The sequence below is a fragment of the Pedobacter sp. 10L46_2 genome (assembly GCF_056395165.1).
Window position 1 is genome coordinate 1 of record NZ_JBFTIZ010000036.1, and the last position, 19,442, is coordinate 19,442.

Annotated in this window: 19 protein-coding genes; 8 read left to right on the forward strand and 11 right to left on the reverse strand. The window is 42.3% G+C overall.

Going from position 1 to position 19,442, the window contains the following annotated elements; genetic code table 11:
* Positions 1 to 506, reverse strand: a 506-nt coding sequence (locus AC1DDX_RS06100) for a hypothetical protein (protein WP_477621868.1), incomplete at its 3' end; no start/stop codon positions are given.
* Positions 507 to 1,198: 692 nt separating this feature from the next.
* Between AC1DDX_RS06100 and AC1DDX_RS06105 the strand changes: the two genes are divergently transcribed.
* Entirely contained in the window at positions 1,199 to 1,873 is a 675-nt protein-coding gene (locus AC1DDX_RS06105; RefSeq protein ID WP_288882658.1) for an SDR family NAD(P)-dependent oxidoreductase, read from the forward strand.
* A 215-nt stretch (positions 1,874 to 2,088) separates the two neighbouring features.
* Here AC1DDX_RS06105 and AC1DDX_RS06110 read toward each other — a convergent pair whose 3' ends face one another.
* Positions 2,089 to 2,451: a winged helix-turn-helix transcriptional regulator gene (locus tag AC1DDX_RS06110; RefSeq protein ID WP_288882659.1), complete on the reverse strand. Its 363-nt coding sequence runs from the start codon at positions 2,449 to 2,451 to the stop codon at positions 2,089 to 2,091.
* 380 nt (positions 2,452 to 2,831) lie between these two features.
* Here AC1DDX_RS06110 and AC1DDX_RS06115 point away from each other — a divergent pair, with 380 nt between their 5' ends.
* From AC1DDX_RS06115 to AC1DDX_RS06125, 3 genes are all read left to right on the forward strand, one after another.
* Complete coding sequence (locus AC1DDX_RS06115) at positions 2,832 to 3,347, forward strand: nuclear transport factor 2 family protein (RefSeq protein ID WP_288882661.1); 516 nt, start codon at positions 2,832 to 2,834, stop codon at positions 3,345 to 3,347.
* 502 nt (positions 3,348 to 3,849) lie between these two features.
* A complete protein-coding gene (locus AC1DDX_RS06120) occupies positions 3,850 to 5,109 on the forward strand; it encodes a DUF6252 domain-containing protein (RefSeq protein WP_337717406.1) in 1,260 nt (419 codons plus the stop codon).
* Positions 5,110 to 5,353: 244 nt separating this feature from the next.
* Positions 5,354 to 5,656, forward strand: a complete 303-nt coding sequence (locus AC1DDX_RS06125) for an antibiotic biosynthesis monooxygenase family protein (protein ID WP_288882665.1) — start codon at positions 5,354 to 5,356, stop codon at positions 5,654 to 5,656.
* A gap of 68 nt (positions 5,657 to 5,724) precedes the next feature.
* On the opposite strand, the gene AC1DDX_RS06130 is transcribed toward AC1DDX_RS06125, so the two are convergent.
* From AC1DDX_RS06130 to AC1DDX_RS06145, 4 genes are all read right to left on the reverse strand, one after another.
* Positions 5,725 to 6,393, reverse strand: coding sequence for a GIN domain-containing protein (locus tag AC1DDX_RS06130; protein WP_288882666.1), 669 nt, complete (start codon positions 6,391 to 6,393; stop codon positions 5,725 to 5,727).
* Between the two features lie 688 nt (positions 6,394 to 7,081).
* The gene (locus AC1DDX_RS06135) at positions 7,082 to 8,335 is read right to left on the reverse strand and encodes a hypothetical protein (RefSeq protein WP_288882667.1); all 1,254 of its coding nucleotides are present in this window, start codon (positions 8,333 to 8,335) and stop codon (positions 7,082 to 7,084) included.
* Positions 8,336 to 8,597: 262 nt separating this feature from the next.
* On the reverse strand, positions 8,598 to 8,735 hold the full coding sequence (locus tag AC1DDX_RS06140; protein WP_288882668.1) for a hypothetical protein: 138 nt from the start codon (positions 8,733 to 8,735) through the stop codon (positions 8,598 to 8,600).
* 148 nt (positions 8,736 to 8,883) lie between these two features.
* Positions 8,884 to 9,012 (reverse strand): hypothetical protein, encoded by a 129-nt coding sequence (locus AC1DDX_RS06145; RefSeq protein WP_288882669.1) that lies wholly within the window; start codon positions 9,010 to 9,012, stop codon positions 8,884 to 8,886.
* A gap of 203 nt (positions 9,013 to 9,215) precedes the next feature.
* Between AC1DDX_RS06145 and AC1DDX_RS06150 the strand changes: the two genes are divergently transcribed.
* The gene (locus AC1DDX_RS06150) at positions 9,216 to 9,395 is read left to right on the forward strand and encodes a hypothetical protein (protein WP_477621869.1); all 180 of its coding nucleotides are present in this window, start codon (positions 9,216 to 9,218) and stop codon (positions 9,393 to 9,395) included.
* A 3-nt stretch (positions 9,396 to 9,398) separates the two neighbouring features.
* Here AC1DDX_RS06150 and AC1DDX_RS06155 read toward each other — a convergent pair whose 3' ends face one another.
* Positions 9,399 to 10,637: a hypothetical protein gene (locus AC1DDX_RS06155; RefSeq protein ID WP_288882672.1), complete on the reverse strand. Its 1,239-nt coding sequence runs from the start codon at positions 10,635 to 10,637 to the stop codon at positions 9,399 to 9,401.
* Positions 10,638 to 10,961: 324 nt separating this feature from the next.
* On the opposite strand from AC1DDX_RS06155, the gene AC1DDX_RS06160 reads away from it, so the two are divergent.
* Entirely contained in the window at positions 10,962 to 12,137 is a 1,176-nt protein-coding gene (locus tag AC1DDX_RS06160; RefSeq protein ID WP_288882674.1) for a hypothetical protein, read from the forward strand.
* A gap of 64 nt (positions 12,138 to 12,201) precedes the next feature.
* Here AC1DDX_RS06160 and AC1DDX_RS06165 read toward each other — a convergent pair whose 3' ends face one another.
* The 4 genes from AC1DDX_RS06165 to AC1DDX_RS06180 all read right to left on the reverse strand — a co-directional run bounded on the left by AC1DDX_RS06165 (position 12,202) and on the right by AC1DDX_RS06180 (position 17,733).
* A complete protein-coding gene (locus tag AC1DDX_RS06165) occupies positions 12,202 to 12,990 on the reverse strand; it encodes a peptidase associated/transthyretin-like domain-containing protein (protein WP_288882676.1) in 789 nt (262 codons plus the stop codon).
* Positions 12,991 to 13,197: 207 nt separating this feature from the next.
* Positions 13,198 to 14,472, reverse strand: coding sequence for an OmpA family protein (locus AC1DDX_RS06170; RefSeq protein WP_477621870.1), 1,275 nt, complete (start codon positions 14,470 to 14,472; stop codon positions 13,198 to 13,200).
* A 217-nt stretch (positions 14,473 to 14,689) separates the two neighbouring features.
* A complete protein-coding gene (locus tag AC1DDX_RS06175; RefSeq protein WP_288882678.1) occupies positions 14,690 to 15,262 on the reverse strand; it encodes a hypothetical protein in 573 nt (190 codons plus the stop codon).
* Positions 15,263 to 15,498: 236 nt separating this feature from the next.
* Positions 15,499 to 17,733, reverse strand: coding sequence for a tetratricopeptide repeat protein (locus AC1DDX_RS06180; protein ID WP_288882680.1), 2,235 nt, complete (start codon positions 17,731 to 17,733; stop codon positions 15,499 to 15,501).
* 566 nt (positions 17,734 to 18,299) lie between these two features.
* Here AC1DDX_RS06180 and AC1DDX_RS06185 point away from each other — a divergent pair.
* The gene (locus AC1DDX_RS06185; protein ID WP_288882681.1) at positions 18,300 to 19,046 is read left to right on the forward strand and encodes a hypothetical protein; all 747 of its coding nucleotides are present in this window, start codon (positions 18,300 to 18,302) and stop codon (positions 19,044 to 19,046) included.
* 31 nt (positions 19,047 to 19,077) lie between these two features.
* On the forward strand, positions 19,078 to 19,442 hold a 365-nt coding region (locus AC1DDX_RS06190; RefSeq protein ID WP_477621871.1), incomplete at its 3' end, for a hypothetical protein.

Consider the following 19,442-nt stretch of genomic DNA (forward strand, 5'->3'; position numbering starts at 1 on the left):
GGTTCTCTGAGTTCAAAAAAAATATTAGCTAGAAAGTAATAATACTCAGCTTGTGATCTTTTAAAACCGTATTTTTCTGCTATGGTAATCGCTTTAATTATATTTTCGGTAGCGAGCTGAAGTTTACCAACTGCTCGTTGCTGTTCTGCCATCGCTTGATAAGCTTCTGCCGATTGGAATTTATTCTTTGTTTGTATACTAAYAGCCATTAATCGCTTAGCAAGCTGAAATGCTTCCTGATGCGAACCTCTTCTGTTTAAGAGTTTGCGGTAGAGGTTAAGATAGTTAAAATTATATTGCTGAATTGACGACGTATCTTTAAATACACTTGCTTTCTTAAGCGATATTGCTACTTCATTTAAATCACCGTTTTTTAACTTTTCTTTTGCAAGCTTTAAATATCCAGAAACTATTGCAGTGTCAAGTAAGTTGGGTTTCTGAACAGTAGCCCAAACAGTATTTATACTGAAAACAAGAAAAAATACAAGAAACGTTCTAACTCCCATAGGAAAAAAATGGCACTGGCTCAACACATAAAGATACAATTAATCACAAATATGATCATCATTAAGATCGCGGTGTCAGGCAATGAAAAATTTTAATGCAAAATTGGGGAAGTCAATACATGTACTCTACCAATTATTACAGAAGAGACACTTTCGTAGACAAAAAACACAACTAAGCCTATGAACAACTAAAATATAAAATAGAGATTGGAGTAAAAATAAATTGAACTAACCCATTATCGATTAGTCATAGAAACATAGGCAAATAATTAAACATCAAATTTTCACAAATTCAACCCTTCTATTCTGGGCTTTACCGATTACACTTGTATTTTCAGCTATGGACTGTGCTGGTCATTTTCCATCAGTTTATAATGAAGAACTTTTTATGCTACAATAATCCTCCAAACTTTTTTTTGGTGCTTATGCTCTTCTTGTTGATAAAGCAAAGCTAGCATCCGCATTTCCATATAATCGGTTGTCCCATAATTTGAGCTCCGCATCTGCGCTATTTCGTGGATAAGTTGCATCACTAATATTGAGCAGATAAGATAATTCCAACAAACACATTGCTTTAAGTTATTTAAGCTTGATTAAGCTATTTTCATACGCATTGCTATGTTTTTTGTCTACGAGAATTTATTTTTTAGATGATTTAAAGTCACTTCGGATCAAATAAAAATTCAAACAAAATGAATAATACAAGAAATAAAGTAGCCGTAATTACAGGTGGTAATAGTGGAATTGGTCTAGCACTTGCTGAGAACCTATTAAGGGAAGGTTTCTGTGTGCTCATTACTTCCAGATCTGGAGAGGTAACACTATCACATCCTAAATTATCCGTAGTTAAATTAGACCTCAAGGATGAAGCGTCCATTGCAAACTCAAAAATTATCATTGAAAACTTAGTGTCAAAAATTGATTTACTGATCAATAATGCAGGCATAGCTGACGACATTCACTTGTTGAGACCAACGTTGGATTCTTTTAAAGATACCATAGACACTAACTTAACAGGTACGATTTTCTTTACTGAAGCCCTTTTACCCTTATTAAGTCAGGAGGCAGTTGTTGTAAACATTTCTAGCGAAATGGGTCTTTTTGAACACTTGCAATCAAATGCTTATGCTTATCGTATTTCTAAGTCCGGTCTGAATGTTTATACTAAATTACTTGCGCAGTCATACGAAGGTACAGGAATAAAAGTATTCGCTATACACCCCGGGTGGGTACGAACAAAATTGGGAGGAGCACTAGCACCCGTATTGCCTGATGAAGCAGCAAAAGGTATTATAATGGCTATTAAAAAGGAAAAAGATACAGGTATTTATATCAATGTTTATTCAGGTCAAAGCGTTCGTATCTAGTTCTTGCAAGTCAATTTACTATTGATTTCATTTTTTAAGCTATTCATACCCTATTTCAAGTAGTATGTCTATTGTTTTTACGAGAATGGTATTAGGATGTTAATCTTGCAGTACAAATCTTTTCGGTAATTAAGATAGTTGGGAGTGTGTTTTGTGATGGTTTCTCACGAAACCTGAGCGGGCCTTAAAAGCCCGCTTTATTTTTTATTAAAAATTTATAAACTCACACTTAAGTTGGATTTTTGAGTGTTTTTATTTTTAATTTGTCGATCTCCCCAGTCTTTTAAATAGCCAATAAAAGGTATCAACTCTTCTCCAATACTGGTGAGTGTATATTCAACTTTCGGCGGCACCTCATGAAATACATTACGATTTACCAATTGATCATCTTCAAGCTCTCTTAATGTCTGCGTAAGCATTTTTGTGGTAATATCCGGCAAGCTACGTTTCAACTCACCATATCGCAGAATTTGATACAGATGTAAGTGCCATAAAATTCTTCCTTTATATTTCCCTCCAATCCTTCTAAAAGCATAATCAACAGAACAAGCAGGAGCGCTTTTTATTTTTTTCGCCATAATAATAAAATTTAATATACTGATAATCAACAATAGTATACAAATGGTATGTAGAGTACAAAATAGTACATACTTGACACAAGTATATGTATAATATAGTTTTGCTGCAAATAAATATCAATTCACTTTTAACCTTACTATATGGATAAAAATCAACAGCATAAACGGGCATTTTTAATCTGGCTCGCCATTTACCCATTGATTACGATATTATTCTTTCTTTTAGGAGATTGGCTCGTGCCTTTGCCCTTGGCATTACGAACGCTTATTCTTACACTGATAGCAGTACCCATCGTATTTTATGCCATACTTCCAATTTATAACAGAATTTTCAAGAAATGGCTCAATCCAAATTCGTAACAATTAAATAACCCTTAAAAATGAAAAGAACAGTATTAGTCATTTCGACCACTTGCTTACTTGCCTTAGGCGCGAAAGCTCAACACACCACACAAAAAACAACAAACAATAAAAACAGTACAACTATGACCACAGTAAATAAAAGTACAGCACCTGTACAAACATTTTTTTCCGCATTTGGCAAAGGCGATTTTGAAGGCGTTATCAATTCCTTTAGCGATGACTGTAAAATTACCGCAGTTAGAGACGGTAAACGGGAAGATCAACAAATCTATGGGGCATACAATGGTAAGGATGGTGCAAAGGCATTCCTCACCAATCTTGGCAATGCATTTGACACCAAAGCTTTTTCAGTAGAACACTTAGTTGGTGAAGGAAATATTGCATTTGCAAACGGTAAGTTTACACATGTTGTGAAGGTTACTGGTAAAACATTTACTAGTGATTGGTCTTTAATGTGCGAAATTAAAGATGGTAAAATTTCAACTTATCATTTCTATGAAGACTCAGCTAAATATGTAGAAGCCAGTAAATAAAACAGCTATAAAGCCAAAGTATAATCTAATCCTTTGGCTTTATCAACTAAGCAGGAAACACGAGGCTAGTGAGGAAACCAATTCTATTTGTAAGTTCCTTCTGTTTCCGAAAAGCACATTGAATTATCAGGAAGCAATCTTATTTTTCTTCGAGTGTTGAGCAATAAAAAATGCAGAAACAGAGATCATCCAACCTTTATTGTATTCAAACGCGAAAGTTTCCGATGTCCTCCCAAATGATGCATACAAACGTCATAAGTAAAACAGACTCACCTAACTCTGTCCGATCGGCATACAAGTAAATAATCTGCGTCTTTCTAACTTAAAACACGATCTATACGAAATTTAAAATACAGACATACTCTCATTTATTTATTAAAGTCCGACAATTGCAGTTTGTCTTTTATAAAAGGCTGATGGGAGTCTTTTCAATGGTATTTATCTATACTACTTTATATTCCAACTCATAATCGCTCGATTTGTATAAATAATTCTATCTAATATGAAAATCAATAATTCAGACAATCTTTGTTTATTGTTGCTGTTAATCGTGACCATCAGCCTACCTTCCTGCAAGAAATCACCAAAGAAACCAGACCAAGAAGCTTTTACGGCAGTAAAAACCATAAAAGGCGCTACAATCGGTGATGCTATAAAAAAAACAATAGGTGCCGAGGGTGGTAGCTTTTCGTTACCTGATGGCTCAATTACAATTAATATCCCGGCCGGAGCATTAACTAATAACACCGAATTTTCCATCCAGGAGATAGAAAAGAATCTTGCAATTTCTACAGGTCGTGTGTATCGTTTTCTTCCAGAAAATCTTACTTTCAAGAAACCGGTGGATGTAGTACTTAAATATAGCGACAGTGATACGGATGGCACAACTTCAGATTTCCTTTACTTAGTTTACCAAGATAACCAAGGTTTTTGGCACCCTTTAATAAACTCAACGGTAAACCCTTCCTCAAGAAGCTTAAAGGTAACAACGACGCATTTCAGTGATTGGTCGCTAATCAGGGAAGTACATCTTTCATCCAGCAAAAAAGAGCTGGCCGCAGGGGAGGAATGCACTTTGTCTACCTACATCCATGATTACTCGATGAACGACCTTCTGGGTGAGAACAAACCGGTAAGGTCAAATCAAGTGGTAAGCTGGAAGGTCATCAACGGGGTTGGGAGCATTACCGGGGGCAACAATGCCAGCGTTACCTATAAGGCTCCAGCCTCAATAGATAAAAGTGCTACCGCAATCATAGAACTGACCTTGCAAAATCTGGTAAGCAAGAGTAATCCGTCGCGCCCTGGCAAAAGTGGCATGGTGATTATCCGGAAGGAACTGACGCTCTTACCAAACGAGTTCATCAAGTGGACCGCATCTGGCATTGAGCACAACTCCATCTTTTACTCCGCGGGCGTGTTTAACGGGGAAACCATAATCGCCACCACCTCTACAAGTGGCGGGCTAAGTATACACTTAAATGGGGCAAAGGAAGGAACCTATGACCTTGGCGACATGCAGAAACCCTCAAAGGCCGCAATAACCCTGACCCAGGACAACAAGAATTACATCAGCAGCTATACCGAATGCTCAACTGGCAAGAGGATCTACGCAAACGGCAGCATCACGATAACCAAGTTCGAAGATAAACCAAACGGGATCATCGAAGGCCATTTTAGTGCTACGCCCTATAATTACACCAATTGCACCCAAACCAACCGTAAAACAGAGGGTTCATTCAAGATCCTCAGGGGCAATTAACAGACCCACACACTTTGGTGACTGGGTTTGGGGGCTTAGCTGCTGAACCCTACCAGACCTGCGCCTCGGGACATAAGCTAACGAGAACCAACAAAAACACCATGGCAAAAGACGACACCAGCGGGCAAACCACCGGGACTACCGGCAGTCCTTCAGGCTCACCTCAGAAGCTTCAATCCCACAGGACTGATCCCTGTTGGAATCGGGGCATTATTGATCAACAACGCTAACCCAATAAATTCACATGATATTAGAAGTTGCCATACTTAACATCGTCAAGGGTCAAACCAGGGAATTCGAGCAAGCCTTTGTTGAGGCAGGACAAATCATCTCTACCATGGAAGGCTATCTTTGCCACCAGTTGTTACCCTGCCTCGAGAATGACCATAGATATATCTTGCTGGTGGAATGGAAAACCCTTGAGCACCATACCATTGGTTTTAGGGGATCAACGGGTTACCAAACCTGGAAATCGTTGCTGCATCATTTCTATGAGCCATTCCCTACGGTTGAACACTATATCGCCATGGGGCCAAAAGCAAGTTAAAAGTGATTTCGGCAATACTGCCAGGCCTTACAATGATTATTGCCTTGAACAAAGAGACCCGGCTTATGCTAGTACCTGATAACGCGTCCCGTACCGCTCAGCCTAGCCTCAACATGAGGATTACCAGTATAATAGACATTGCCACTTCCGCTGATCACCGCCTGGAGGTTATCGGTAACACCGTTAATGATGTTACCGTTACCGGAAATATTCAAAAAGGCATTTCTGCCTGAGAGGTTTCCGAACCGCACATCACCCTTGCCCGATATGTTGACGTTGACCCGGTCGACCACCATTTTCCCAGTCAATTCAATCGCACCCGAACCGCTGACATCAGCATGCAAGGAAGATTGATTAGGGAAGATACCATCTATTTCAATCTTGGCACTTCCGCTAAGTGAGACCTTGGCAAGCAAGGGCAAGGTGACATGGATCTCCAGATCATCCCTGCCAAGCCTAAAATCCCCGTAACCCAGGGAAATTTCATTGCCAGACACGACGGCCTGATATCTGGAAACCAAATTCGCAGACCCCTCCAACTCAACTTTGTATTCGGTTCCATAGGTAATGAAAACGGGCGTGGACCCACTGGTATGTACATGGGTGAAAGGAACTTGTTTCCTTACCTCAGTGACCTGCCTACCATCAGCATCGATCCTTTCTTTTTCACATGACGGAAAAAGAAACAAGAGCGGTAAGGCAAGCAACGGAGTAACGATTTTTTTTAAACACATCATACAAGGGTTTTTGGGAAATTGAAGCCGCGGCGGTCGGAAATCACCATCCCACCTCCCCTTAGCTCCAATCGCCCCTATCTATACCAACAACATTAACAACTGATTTCCTGGGCCTGAGGATCCTGGACATCGTAGCAACGTCGATCGGGAAATCATCCCAATCCGACCCTAGCCCAAATGCCTTTGACAAAGTCTAAGCTGCAAACCAAGCCCCAAAGCTACCCGAAAGAAAGGCCCCAAAATATTCCCAGAACACCAATTGGCAATGCGATGGCATAAGCGAGATGAACTATTGCTAAAGAAGGGATTATTCCCTACCAAAATGATCTCCAAGGCATTTCATCGACAAACGCAAAGCGTCTGTTCGTCCTGGAATTACTTACATGTCCCTATATGTCCTATATGGTGAAGAAATAAAGTGTTCTAACTGGCAAGAGCAATAGGCTTGCACCAATGGGGCTTATTTAGAATAACTATGTCAATATTTTGCTCTATGCTATTACCACTGCTTCATCCCTGCTACCCTCCAACACCTCAATCTTATCTTGACCTCACTTGTTATATGGCTTAAAGTAATTTCAAATACAAAAAGGGATCGCCAAATTTGACAACCCCTTGCAGAAACCTGGTGAAATCTTGAACTAATGTTCAGGTAACATGTCTTAAAGCTTCGTTTAACCTAATGTGGTTACTTTGCTTTGTACCTGAAATCTACCTCAATTGGAACTGATTTTATCCAACAATAATTACCCGAAGATGTTTTTTCCCGCATTCGAATAACTCCTTCAATATTTCCGGTAATCAGCCCATTTTTATTTTCAATGACCACAATATCTCCTTTTGTGAATAAATTTCCAGCTGGAATACAGTCTGTGTAAGTAGTAGAAAAATAGTTTCCAAGGAAGTAGGAAAAGCTCACCCATGTACCTTCATTAAAATCATATTTTCCAAAAGTATTTTTGGGCGCATTAATAGAAATTCTGGTAGAGTTATGGCTAGTAAAGGTAACTGACATGCCATCCCCGGGGGCTACATTGATTCCGCCGACACCAAAGGAGTCTGTCGATGTACCATCAACAAGTGCATAACAATAATTTTCAGCCAAGCGGTCTACATAAATTTGCAAATTTTGATCTTGCCATCCATCTACTCCTTTTACTACAGCTTCGATACCTGTAACCCGTTGGTATGGAGGATAGGTAGAAGGGGCTGTGAAAGTTGCCGAAGTAGATTCGCCCCTAGTTACCGTCCCACGATTTTCGGTCCCACCAGTACCATAGAGGCGCCATTCCTTAACTAACTTGGAACTAATTTCTCCCTCTGGAGCCAACATATCATCATCGTCACCAGGATTTCCAGATGGAAGCGTCGGCCAGTGCTTAACCGTTAACGTTGTACTTTCTCCTTTTTCCAATCGTTTTTTTCCTGTTATTTCTATGTAGTAAAGTGGAATGGAAGACCAATCGCTAAAATGTCGCGTATTAGCGGTTATGGTTTCTTCGCTCCGGTTAAGGATGCCATTTTTAACTACATGCCAATATCCATGCTTATCTTGGTAAATGGGACGAATGGTACCAATAGCCATGTGGTTCTCATACTTGAAAGGCATCACAATCTGGACGTCTTTTTGGAATTGTACATCTTCAGGCAAGAAACGATAGGTGTCACTAGAAACACCTCCATTCGGCAACGTTGTTTTTACCTCTTGAACACTAAAATTAATATCCTTATCAACTGCTCCTGGGGGAATTACTAATTTAAGCTGGCTATTCGGTACGGTAAGTGTACCACCAGCCGCCCCAATGGTTTGGCTCACCGCTGTTCCAACTAATTCCGCATGCGGAGTTTTTACTGCACCTGGTATAACCACCTCTGGATCCGGCTCTGGCTCAATGTGAGGTTTCTTTTTGCAGGAGATAATCGCCACGACTAAAACTAGCAAGCATAGGTAGTTCTTTATTTTTTTCATAATACACAAATTTTTATTTTTTACCCCTCTTCGGGATGTAAAAATCATGGTGTTTCGTTAAGTGAGCAAAAGGAATTGCCATACGCAATGAAACTGCCTACCAATAACATTTAATCATCGACTAAAAAACATTTTGGAATAGATATGCTTTGCAACAAAGACTGGAGGTAATTATATATTGAGTTGAGCGAAATAACAACAAAAGCATTTAATTCGTAAAAATCGATTAAAGCCCTTAGGTGAAAGGAATTTGTTTCCTTACCTCAGTGACTTGCCTACCATCGGCATCGATCCTTTCTTTTTCACATGACGGGAAAAGAAACAAGAGCGGTAAGGCAAGCAACGGAGTAATGATTTTTTTTAACCACATCATACAAGGGTTGTTGGGAAATTGAAGCCTCGGTGGTCGGAAATCACTATCCCACGTGCCCTTAGATCCAATCGCCCCGATCAATACCAATGACATTAACTGGTTTCCTGGACCCTAGACAAAGTCCCGCATACAGAACCAATAGCCAAAGCTACCTGAAAGAAAGCTCACAAAACATTCCCAGAACACCAATTGGCAATGCGATGGCGTAAGAGTGGCGAAGTGACGTGTCTATCGCGAACTTCTTTGCACCGTGTCCAAGGTGGATAAATTTAACCATCCATTGGCATATCAACCGCGACCGAAATGACCAGGCGTCCAATCAAATTAGATTAGCTAGTGCGGTCAATAATCGCCATTATAGCCCATCAGATCCTGATGCCCGGATATCCACAAAACCAGGAAAAATCACGAGATTGAATTTTTCGACACAAATTGATGTCGATACACAAAACCATGTATTTACCCATATACATGCATTTCATGCAGATAAAGGATGGGCAGTGCCTCCTTGAAGTTCTGAGCAGCATGATTGATAATCTGAAAGAAAATGGGTTAGAAATAAAGGAGATACTTGCCGATACGGTTTATAGCAGTAAAAACGACCGCTACGCATATCCACAAAAAAAGCCCCAACTTGTGATGGGGCCTGCCAGAGAATGAAAGTTATTTCTTCCGGTACCGAAATTCGGCCCAGATAACAAAGGACTTCTTATAGCAATTACCCGATGGGTCACGAAAGCGTATCTGACCACTCACCTCGCCCGAGACCAAGCCATTCTCTACTCCCGTGACCAGGATCTGACCGTCGGTAAACAAGGCTTCCGATGACCCACATTCGTTATAGGTAGAAGCATAATAATCATGCCCATCAACAAAAGAGGAAACAAAGGCCTTATTCTCGCCAAACGGCTTTACCCCGAACGTCTGGGTCGGTGCCTCTATGTGAAACCTATAGCTGTCCTTGTTCCCATAGAAATTCACGTACATCTTATCGCTGTACCACACATCGGTACGATCGGAATAGAAAAGATACTCATTATTGAAGGTCCAAAGGCAATACTCATCGGGACGTAACTTTACCTTGTATTGCAAAATGACAGGTTGCAGCGGCTTTTCACCAACCCCCTGGAGTTCCACTTCCACGGTTGCAGTCTTGACAACTGTCAATGTCGCAGGAGCGGTGTAGGTCGCCTTGGTCGATTGCCCGCCGGTTACCGTCCCGTATCCAGTCGCACCATAGGCAATCCGCCATTGTTTCACCTTGCTCGCGTCCAGTGGTACATCAGGTGCCAAAAGGTCATCATCCGACACTGATGGCAGAAAGGCGATTTCCAGCTCAGTACTCTGGGATTTATCAAGCGCGTTTTTACCATTGTTCTTGATATAGAGGTTGGCAACCGCCCCCCAATCGCTAAAATGCCTTGTTTTTGCCGTTACCGTTCGGTTATTTTCATCAACCAAGGCCTCCTTTACCATGTGCCAATAGCCCTTTCCATCCTGGTATGCTAAATGAAGCGCTTGCGGGGAGGTATTGGTAAGTGGTTCGTATGGCAGGGTTATTTCCACGTCTTTCTTAAACTGCACATTCTCCGGCAGAAACCGGTAGGCCTTGCCAACGGCCCCATTGGGTAGCGTATTGGTGACTTCACTAACGGTGACCTTCACCTCGCCATCCAACGCGCCTGCAGGGACACTTAGTTTTAGCTTGGTGCCAACGATTGTCAACTGTCCGCCGCCCGGACCTATCGTTTGCTCGGTGGCAAGTCCAACCACCGTACCATGGGCCACCGGCTTGACACCACCAGGCTTTTCTTCCTCAAAGGGAGCCGCAGGCTTCTTCTTGCAGGAAAGGACCATCATACCCAACAAGAGCATAAAGATCAGTTTTGTTGTTTTTTTCATTGTAAATTATCTAATATGGACGCCTAGTTACGCACCAGACTTTGCCACTAACATCCGCAAACCGAAAACAGTTTCGAAGCTCCGTTGATGGATAGCTGCAATTCGTCGACCAATCGCCACTGAACCTGCTTAGACGGCTAAATGATTCTTCTATTTTCAACAGTCTCATTTCGCAATGGCATCATTGGCTGAAGGAAGGCATTTAAATTTGTAGCTCAGCTTTCTATATGCGCTTTATGGCGGCATGTCCCAACCTTCCGTCTTCGAAATTTAGACTTCGAATTGTTTTGATGTGTATTTGCGGATTAAATTAATCAAATCAACATGAATAAATTCTTTCTCTATGGCCTGGCGGCCATTTTCGCGATTAGCGCGTGCAAAAAAACCAAGAAGGACGAACCCGCGACTCCAACTCCCCAAGGACAAAACGAAATCCCAACCGGTCCTGATGGCAAAGGCGGCAGTATTCCAGCCACTTCTGACATTTATTTATTTGGAAAAAATGGTTTACCTAGTTCCAATTACGTATTGTGGACGGCAGATGCCAAGTTTGACAATTTTCTAAATTATGATCTGAGTCCAATGGCTATTGAGGGCCTCTTCATCCAAGGAAATAAGCTTAACGCCAGCAAATCCGTTAACTTTTTCGGTTCTCACATGATCAGCCAGAATAAGTACCGTATCAGTTACTTCAGCAAGGACAAATATTATCACCTGGCCGAGGAGCTTAAGGTACCCATTTCCAACAATTTTACCGAGGCTTTTGTTGCGTATGCTCACTTCCAAAAAAATCTTTACATGCTCGCAGAATCCTTTGGTGCTTCAACGATGCAATATTACTATAGGATTAGTGAAAAAGGAGAATTCTCGGTCCATGAGCTTACACCCAACATAGACTATAACTTAATAGCCGGAAGTAACAATGGTGCTGTACTTGCGAAAGCCGAGCCCCGGCTGCTCTGGACCGAGCTTGACATTTACCGGGATAAGAACAAGATCAATAATTTCAAACTAGAAAAAAATGGATACAGTTTTATTAGTTTATTGGATATGCAACTTATAAATGACCAGACGCTTTTCTTCAACAGTTCCGCAAGAAGGGATTCGGACGAATCAATCCAATATTTATTCATCACCATCAATCTTCAGACTAAGGTGACTAGGATTTATACGACCAGTCATATTCCGGCCAATTCAACTGTTGGAAGTGTCTTTGTAAGCCAAGGGAAGCCTTATATCCCGGTAACTGCGAACGCTACGGGAGAATGTTTTTATATTTCTCTTGCTTTAAGCGAAGCAGGCACACCTACTGTTGACAAAGTGCAATTGGAGACAGTAGCTGGAACCACCTTTCATGCTGATCAGGTTTTTATCGAAGGAAACGACGTGTATGTGATGGGCGGTGAAGGTGACCTGCCATGCTATTGGAAAAACAAGAAGCTGGTGAGACTGAAACACAATGGTGTAGGCTCTGGATATGCCTCTGACATCAGGAAATAGATCCCTCAATTATAACCGAGACAGCTTCCGTCTCATCGATGGGAGCTGTCTTGGTTGGTATTCATCAATAGTAATACTGGATGTTCGCCGTATTCTTACCAGCCGAAGTACTGGGCTCAAAATCTATAGTCATTTGCGCGGTGTATGGACTGGTAGAGTCTAACACTCTCAAAGTCAAGGGAACCCTTGTTCCCCCAGTTAAATACGTTGCAGTGACCACATATCGTCCGATAGGGATGTCTAGCAACCTTCCGTATGAGATCGTTTGTGATTCACCACTTTTTCTAGTTAATGCTTGTCCGTTTGAACCATCAATTAAATTACCTACCGGCGTCAACTTGAATTCAATATTGTGTTCATCTAATATATACCGGCCCGGATGATTATAAATATACACGCTACCTCCGTAGAATCCTTCCATTTCCGTCGGTTTGGGGCCGGATAACTTCCATTGAAAGTTGACTACTGCACCCTTATTGCTGAAGGATTCATTATTATCAGGATCAAGCGGAAGTTCATAGTTTTTACCGTTAAATACCTTCTTAACGTATGCAGAGGCGTGAAAAGTACCCACATTCGGCAGTTTGATTTTATAGTTACCATTAGCGTCGGAAGTACCAGCCGCGTATGTATGATTGCCAACTAGTGTATTTTCAACAATGACTTCAATCCCCGCCATGGGGCCGCCCTTGGAATCCTTCACTTTGCCAGTAGCGTAACCATCTGATGGCCCAGCTGCTGAACTTTTTTTACATCCATATCCGGTAAGGACAACGACTGCAATACTGGTTTGAATAGCAAGGACTATCGCCTGCCTGAATAAGCCTTTTGCGGCTGCTGATTTTTGTTTCATATAATATTTAATTTAATTGCTTAGAAAGTAGCTGCTGGTTGTTAAATTTGAAATCAGCAAACCCCAATCCTGGAAGTTTGCTGATACGATTATTAGCTAACCTATAATCCTTCTGATCAAAGTGATTATCGATTTACTTGAACGCGACCTCTCACGTTAAAGATCTTAATACAAACATTTTTGAGATGCTGGGCCGCACCTTTTTGACTATTGCGATATCTTGATGAACTCCACTCGTCTGTTTTGCATCCTGCCGGTGAGGGTATTATTTTCCGCAATGGGCTGAACAGCACCTTTGCCTTGGGTTTGCAGCAAGGATGCCTCAACTCCATATTCCTCTATTAAACTTTTTTTTACCGCCTCCGCACGTTTTTTTGACAAGACTAGATTGTCAGCATCATTCCCCTGATTATCAGTATGTCCAATGATGGTGAATTTCACGTTGCCATTTTCTTTGAGCGCAGCGGCGATTTCCCGCATTAAGCCAGTTGACTCAGGTTTAATTTGATCGGAGTTAGAATCGAAGAGAATTCCACTGGTACTGTACCTGCCTTCACTGAGCAACTTAGTACGGGTATCAGCTAAACCTGCCGCAACTCTGAAATTTGTATAATAAAATGCCGGGCTTCCCTCTTTGGTTTTAGCGCCCCATACCAACAACTGGTTAAAATTATGGGGACTTGCGACAGCGATCGGCAGGTCAAAAATCTTATCGGCATTCATCCACAGCCTGAGCCTTTCTTTTTGTACTGCTATGGCCACGTGAACTACATTTCTGTAGTTCGTCTGGAAACCAGGAAGCTTCACTTTTTCACTCTGCAGCTTCACTAGCGCGTTTTGGCGGGAATCGAGGGTAACTATGGCATTGTCGGCATGCAGACCAGCAGAAAACTTTAACATATTTTTAATGGTATAAGCGTTGTAACCTACTTTGGTTGCTTTATTCCCCCGATCAAAGAGCTCAAAGCCCAGAGCTGGCCGCACATAGCGGGTCGCCGGATCTATATCCATAAATACATCAAATTCATAGGTGAAATTTTCGGGGAACTTGAAAGTCGGCGAAAGTAGCGCTCCGGAACTCATCTTAACCCATTTTCCGGCGAAACCTTCCAGGGTAACCACCTCTCCGCTACCATTGGTAAACCACTTAAGAGGAAACTCACCAATTTGATCTTGCTCAAAGTTTTCTGTAAAGAGAATCGAGGCCCCCGGAACAAAATCATATTTAGAATAGGATTTTACCTCGCGGGTACTGCCACTTGCAGGCTCTTCTGTTTGTTTGAGCGAAGAAGAGGTTGATGTACTTTCCTCTTGTTTTTTTTCTTCCATTGCTTTTTCAGCCTTTTGCGTACTTTTTTTTATAATCAGATCTGTTGCAGCCGCTTCCGCCTTTTTCTGCAGTTTTTTTAGAAAACCCTGACTAAAGCAAGGGCTTGTTAGGCCGATGGCCATTAGTACTAATAAGTGATGTTTCTTAATCATAGCTGTTAAATAAACCCCCTTGGCTAAACGCTTCGAATATGCCCTGCCATGGGGAGGTAAACGATGAATGCAAAAATCCATACTTATCTATTGGCCCTCAACCATAATCGACCAACGTCCTGATATAGTAGACATAAGGCAGCCTAACATCGCCGCATGGGTGTTAAAATTATCAACGTTACCGCTGCATTAATAGCAGCAGGATGATCGCGGACTATTATTGCTTTACCAGCGGCAGAAAGAACCTTCCATCCAAATTAATGTGCGTGTTTCTAGGCTGAACCGGATCTTCTTTATCCGGATCCCAACTGGAAACGATAGTATGAGAAAAAGTACCGCCCAGCATTTTTGTTTCTTTTTTATAACTAAGCTCTATCGTACCTACGGTATTGCCAGGTAAGAAATCAGCAGTGGAACCGGAGGCGCGCCGATATTGATAATTCACATAGTAGGCGGGTGACGAAGAGATTCTGACAGGATAAAGACCCGTATAACCGGGCTTTAGCGCTGCTGCAGGGATTACTATAGTGATGTTATCTCTTCCAGCGGGATAGGCGGTCTTTAGCGCTACCGATAAGCTGCCATCTGTCAGAATATTTGCGGCAGCTGTAATTGCGGTGGTTGAGTACTTTGTACTTACCGTATTCCCACCCCCAGGGTAGTAGAACGTTCTTGCAAATGACGCACGAGAGGCCATCAGGTCGGCACCTTCTGGTTTATCCCGCCTCTTTTTGCAGCTAAAAAAAACGCAAATCAGAGCAACAGGAAGCATCGTTGTAATGGTTTTCATAATTATACAGTTAAAATCCTGTTGTGAAACCTATGGTCTGTTAAAGCATAAAGTTGCCAAGAGGAAGGAAGGTCTAAAATGTTTGTCGACATACAACCAAATACCTAAGATCAGTAACGCAATTATAGCGTTAGACCGCTTCATAAATCGGAGACAATGGAATTCTGAGAAAAAGAGGCTCGCCAAACGGAAAACGAAAAATCCAACGATAAAGCCTGTGTCGCATACTGTGTTCCTTATTTGAACCAGGAACTGATCGCCGCATCTGCGCTGCCAGCCACGCTGTTTCCAATTCCGTCCATACCCTTAGGCCCTCCTGTAAAACCCGAATTGATGCCAAAACTAGCTTCAAATCCTTTTTCAATCGTTGTGGCTGCTCCCTCCCCTTTAACGCCGCTTGAGGCAGAGATGACCACATTTGCACCAGTACGAATACCGGCGTCGGCAAAGGAATTGTTCTTATCAAAACTGATAAAGAAGGCTTCGTAAGCTTCAGCCTTAATACCGCCCCGAATCCCAATTTGGCTCCCCTTTACATCGCCGATACCCCCGCCAGCTTCCAAGAAGGCAATCAGGCTTAAAGTCGACTCTCCTGTTTCAAAGTTCTTCTTGAAGTTGAACTTGACAAATTCCGGCGCTTTGATTGTCCAGCTCAACTCCTTACAGTTTGCTTTCAGCGATGCTATTCCAAGTTCCATATTTAGGTTGACCGGGCAGGCATATTCAAAATCGGCGAGTCTACTTTTCTGTCTTGGCTGGCGATCAAGATTGCCACAGGCCGGCTCGACCACGGGATAACCCACTACTTTTTTGATCTCTTTAAGGTATTGAATCGCGGCACTGTAGTACTGAAAGTTGGAAAGGTACTCATTCACACCTGTCAGGTATTGCCATTTGGAATTGAAATGGAATCTTTCCCTGGCCGCTTGGAGTTGCACTTTGTCAAAGCCATCTGCTGCAAGTGCGCAGCTTTCAAGATAGACGCCAATCCGCTCGTCCTTTTCCTGGCAACTTTGTCTGCTAAGCTTTTCTATCATAAGACAGCCAGCACCTTTGCCTTCACGGCATTCGTAACCGGACATCATCTGGATAAATTTTTCCTGGATTTTCTGCAGGTCCTGATCTAATGCTTTTTTTTCCTGTGCGATGGTCCACCGGTATGACTGCTCCGCCTGCTGCATTTTCTGCAAAAGCTCTCGCTGGATATACCTGTTAGGCAGTACGCGGGTGGCTTTAATAACGATTGGGGACATTAATGGAGTCGGGCTTTGGCCGGTGGCCAGTGTATGGGTATAAGCATCTCGCACGGTCTTTTGCAGTTCCGAATTCCCCAGTTTAGAGGCCTTGCCGGCAAGTACGCCCAGTTCGGAGATCATGTTGTCAATCTGGTCTGAAAACTCCAACTGCTGGACTTTGACTTGTTCTGCGTCGTTAACACTGGTTTGATGCGCCGGCTTTTTGAATTTATAGAGATTAAAATAATCGGGAATGTGTTTTGCTCTGGCTAGGAAATCATAAGCGTCGCCGCTTTTATCATACTGACTAATCAAATCCATGGCTTCGGTAGTTAACTCGCTTTGAACCGAAGCCTTAGCCAGCTCCAATGCCTTGGCGGTATTACCATTGGATTTGGCGATGCGTGCGGCAGTATTGTTTGCCTGGGCATGCCTGGGATTCTCCTTGAGGCATTTGGCGAAGTAGAACATGGCGCTGTCTTTTAGCCCAACTCCGGCAAAAGATTGTCCCATATTGTTAAGCACCATCGGGTTGTTTGGGTTTCGCAACACCAGTCCTCTTAAAATGGGTATTGCCTGAGCAGGTGCACCAGCAGTGATGAGCATGCCACTCAGATTGTTGAGATTCAAATCATGGTTTACATCTTTTAATGCTACTTTCATTGCCAGCAGAAGTCCAGACGCTGTACCACCATTATAAAACGCATAAATGGAAAGTTCTGCCATTTTGGATAGCGTGTCTGCCGCCAGAACAATAGCGGTATCCACAGCCGCAAGATCTGCTGCTGACATTCGGGATATCGCTTTACTTTCCAGGTTAACGATGTAGTCATTGAGCTTTTTTCCGGCCAACGGATTTTTCGGCAGGTCGCCAATGTACAATCTGGGGAAATCATTGGCTGGTCTGGCCTTTTGAAATGCTCCCTTTGTGCCTGTTCTGTTTACACCCAGCTGACTGGCAAGCCCTGCAAGTACTGCAGGATCAATCTTACCTCCGGAACCTGCTTTCTTTTTCATTTCCGCAATCATCTTTTGGATTTGAGAGGCATTTGGTTGTTTTTTTTGCTGGGCCATGCCGGTGCTGCTTAAACATTGCAGGCTGATCAGCAAAGTTACAAGGACTTTGTTTCCTCGAATACGGCCAAACGGCCAGATCTCTGCTGACAGGTTGCTAATACTGGACAACCAAAATTCTCCAATGGTTCTGTATATAATTTTTATAATCAATGAGTACATAGGGTTTCTTTACGTTAAAAGTTCACAGCTACCTTATCCGATGTCATGCGCCCGGGTAGTTTCACGGTAAGTGCGCTCAGTCGTTTTTGGCAATCTGATTTATAGTTTTTTCCAATTGGAAGCGCCTTGCCAAGGATTTTTATTGAAAATGAATGATAACATAATTGTCAATCTTAATATGCCGGGACAATACTGCGGCTCCAAAGATCAGCCTCGACAGAAAAAGTGTAAAATATCGTAGACAAAAGTAACTACGTTGTCGCCGAAATGCCGTTTTTAACATTTAAACAACCTCTTCTTAACATTAATGCTTTGCCTGTGCTGACTTTCCCTAACGGAAGCCTCGGAAACCATGTTGCAATTCTTCCGGGATGATCTGTCGCCTAACTGGCCCATAGTTTCTGTCTGATTTGCCGGCCTGGCATTGAAGACTACTTTTTTAAATAGGTGTTTGGGAGTTTGATGTTTAAGTGTTGTTAAAGGGCTCCATTGAGTTGTATGTCGATGAAAACATGTTCCATTTCGACAGCCATATTAGCGTGTGAGCCGCATCTCTACTTTTGAGCATGAAAAATTATTTTATCATCGCCTTACTGCTGATCTGTTCTTATTCACGGGAAATCGTATCGGCGCAAAGTACCATTCCAGACTTTAAGGCAGTCTGGGCTGCAGGACAGCAAATTTCATTGAAGTCCTATACCTGGTCCGAGCAGGGTACGACCGAACAATATAATCAAACCAGTAGTACATGGGCAAGGTACAAGGCGGGCATTCTTCCAGAGCTGTTTCGCGAAGATATCGGGAGCATTGATGATGGCAATGCCCTAATACAAGTTGGGAAAGCCACTTATACCTTTAAAAAATATAAGCAGGCATATAGCGGCTGGCCGATTGTGCATTTCGAAGACCTGGTATTTATAAAAATGTCTATCCAATCCTTCGACAGTGTCAAATCCGACTTTAAAAAAATAGGAATTGACCTCGCTAAGGGAAGGCAGCAAGTTTGGAATGGCAGGACAACTTTAATTTTTGGTGCAAGTCATCCCTTGGATGAAGATACAGATCAGGTATGGTATGATGCCATTGAAAAGTATCCGGTGAGGTGGCGATACGACAGCAGATCAGGTCCGGTGGACATACAATATTCCGGTTACAAAAAAATTGATGGTGTCTGGTTCCCGGCTCAAAGAAAGGAATATGTGAACAAGAAATTGCACCAGGTAGTTCAATATGAAAGGGTGCGGTTTAATCTACACTTAGACCCTGAGATTTTTGACCCCGGACAATTTGGGTCTGCACACTGGTTAAATTGATTCTATTCAAATTTTACTTATACCAAATCAAATGAAGATAATTCAATTTATTACAGTGTTGCTCTGCCTCGGTCAGGCAAGCATTGCCCAAAAAATTTTTACCAAGTCCGAGTTAAAAAAAGATTTCTCAATCATTCGTGCCGCGTTGCAGGAGGCGCATCCCGGGCTTTACAGGTACAGAACAAAACAACAGATCACGACCGCCTTTGAGCAAACGGAGAGCCGCCTGAATAAAGATATGACAGAATTGGAATTTTACCGGATAGTGAACCCAATGATTGCCTACCTTGCCGACGGCCATACCAAATTTCACCGTCAAAAAAGGCCAGATGATCATTTTGCCTTTTTTGAACAAGGTTACTTTCCATTGAAATTGCACTTTAGAAAAGATAAAGC

Excerpts from the sequence above, each read along its gene's own strand:
- AC1DDX_RS06105 (WP_288882658.1), top strand. The coding sequence starts at position 1,199 with ATGAATAATACAAGAAATAAAGTAGCCGTAATTACAGGTGGTAATAGT.
- AC1DDX_RS06145 (WP_288882669.1), bottom strand. The coding sequence starts at position 9,012 with ATGGTTAAATTTATCCACCTTGGACACGGTGCAAAGAAGTTCGCGATA.
- AC1DDX_RS06130 (WP_288882666.1), bottom strand. The coding sequence starts at position 6,393 with ATGATGTGTTTAAAAAAAATCGTTACTCCGTTGCTTGCCTTACCGCTC.
- AC1DDX_RS06140 (WP_288882668.1), bottom strand. The coding sequence starts at position 8,735 with ATGATGTGGTTAAAAAAAATCATTACTCCGTTGCTTGCCTTACCGCTC.
- AC1DDX_RS06120 (WP_337717406.1), top strand. The coding sequence starts at position 3,850 with ATGAAAATCAATAATTCAGACAATCTTTGTTTATTGTTGCTGTTAATC.
- AC1DDX_RS06160 (WP_288882674.1), top strand. The coding sequence starts at position 10,962 with ATGAATAAATTCTTTCTCTATGGCCTGGCGGCCATTTTCGCGATTAGC.
- AC1DDX_RS06170 (WP_477621870.1), bottom strand. The coding sequence starts at position 14,472 with ATGATTAAGAAACATCACTTATTAGTACTAATGGCCATCGGCCTAACA.
- AC1DDX_RS06165 (WP_288882676.1), bottom strand. The coding sequence starts at position 12,990 with ATGAAACAAAAATCAGCAGCCGCAAAAGGCTTATTCAGGCAGGCGATA.
- AC1DDX_RS06175 (WP_288882678.1), bottom strand. The coding sequence starts at position 15,262 with ATGAAAACCATTACAACGATGCTTCCTGTTGCTCTGATTTGCGTTTTT.
- AC1DDX_RS06155 (WP_288882672.1), bottom strand. The coding sequence starts at position 10,637 with ATGAAAAAAACAACAAAACTGATCTTTATGCTCTTGTTGGGTATGATG.
- AC1DDX_RS06125 (WP_288882665.1), top strand. The coding sequence starts at position 5,354 with ATGATATTAGAAGTTGCCATACTTAACATCGTCAAGGGTCAAACCAGG.
- AC1DDX_RS06150 (WP_477621869.1), top strand. The coding sequence starts at position 9,216 with ATGCAGATAAAGGATGGGCAGTGCCTCCTTGAAGTTCTGAGCAGCATG.
- AC1DDX_RS06185 (WP_288882681.1), top strand. The coding sequence starts at position 18,300 with ATGAAAAATTATTTTATCATCGCCTTACTGCTGATCTGTTCTTATTCA.
- AC1DDX_RS06110 (WP_288882659.1), bottom strand. The coding sequence starts at position 2,451 with ATGGCGAAAAAAATAAAAAGCGCTCCTGCTTGTTCTGTTGATTATGCT.
- AC1DDX_RS06180 (WP_288882680.1), bottom strand. The coding sequence starts at position 17,733 with ATGTACTCATTGATTATAAAAATTATATACAGAACCATTGGAGAATTT.
- AC1DDX_RS06115 (WP_288882661.1), top strand. The coding sequence starts at position 2,832 with ATGAAAAGAACAGTATTAGTCATTTCGACCACTTGCTTACTTGCCTTA.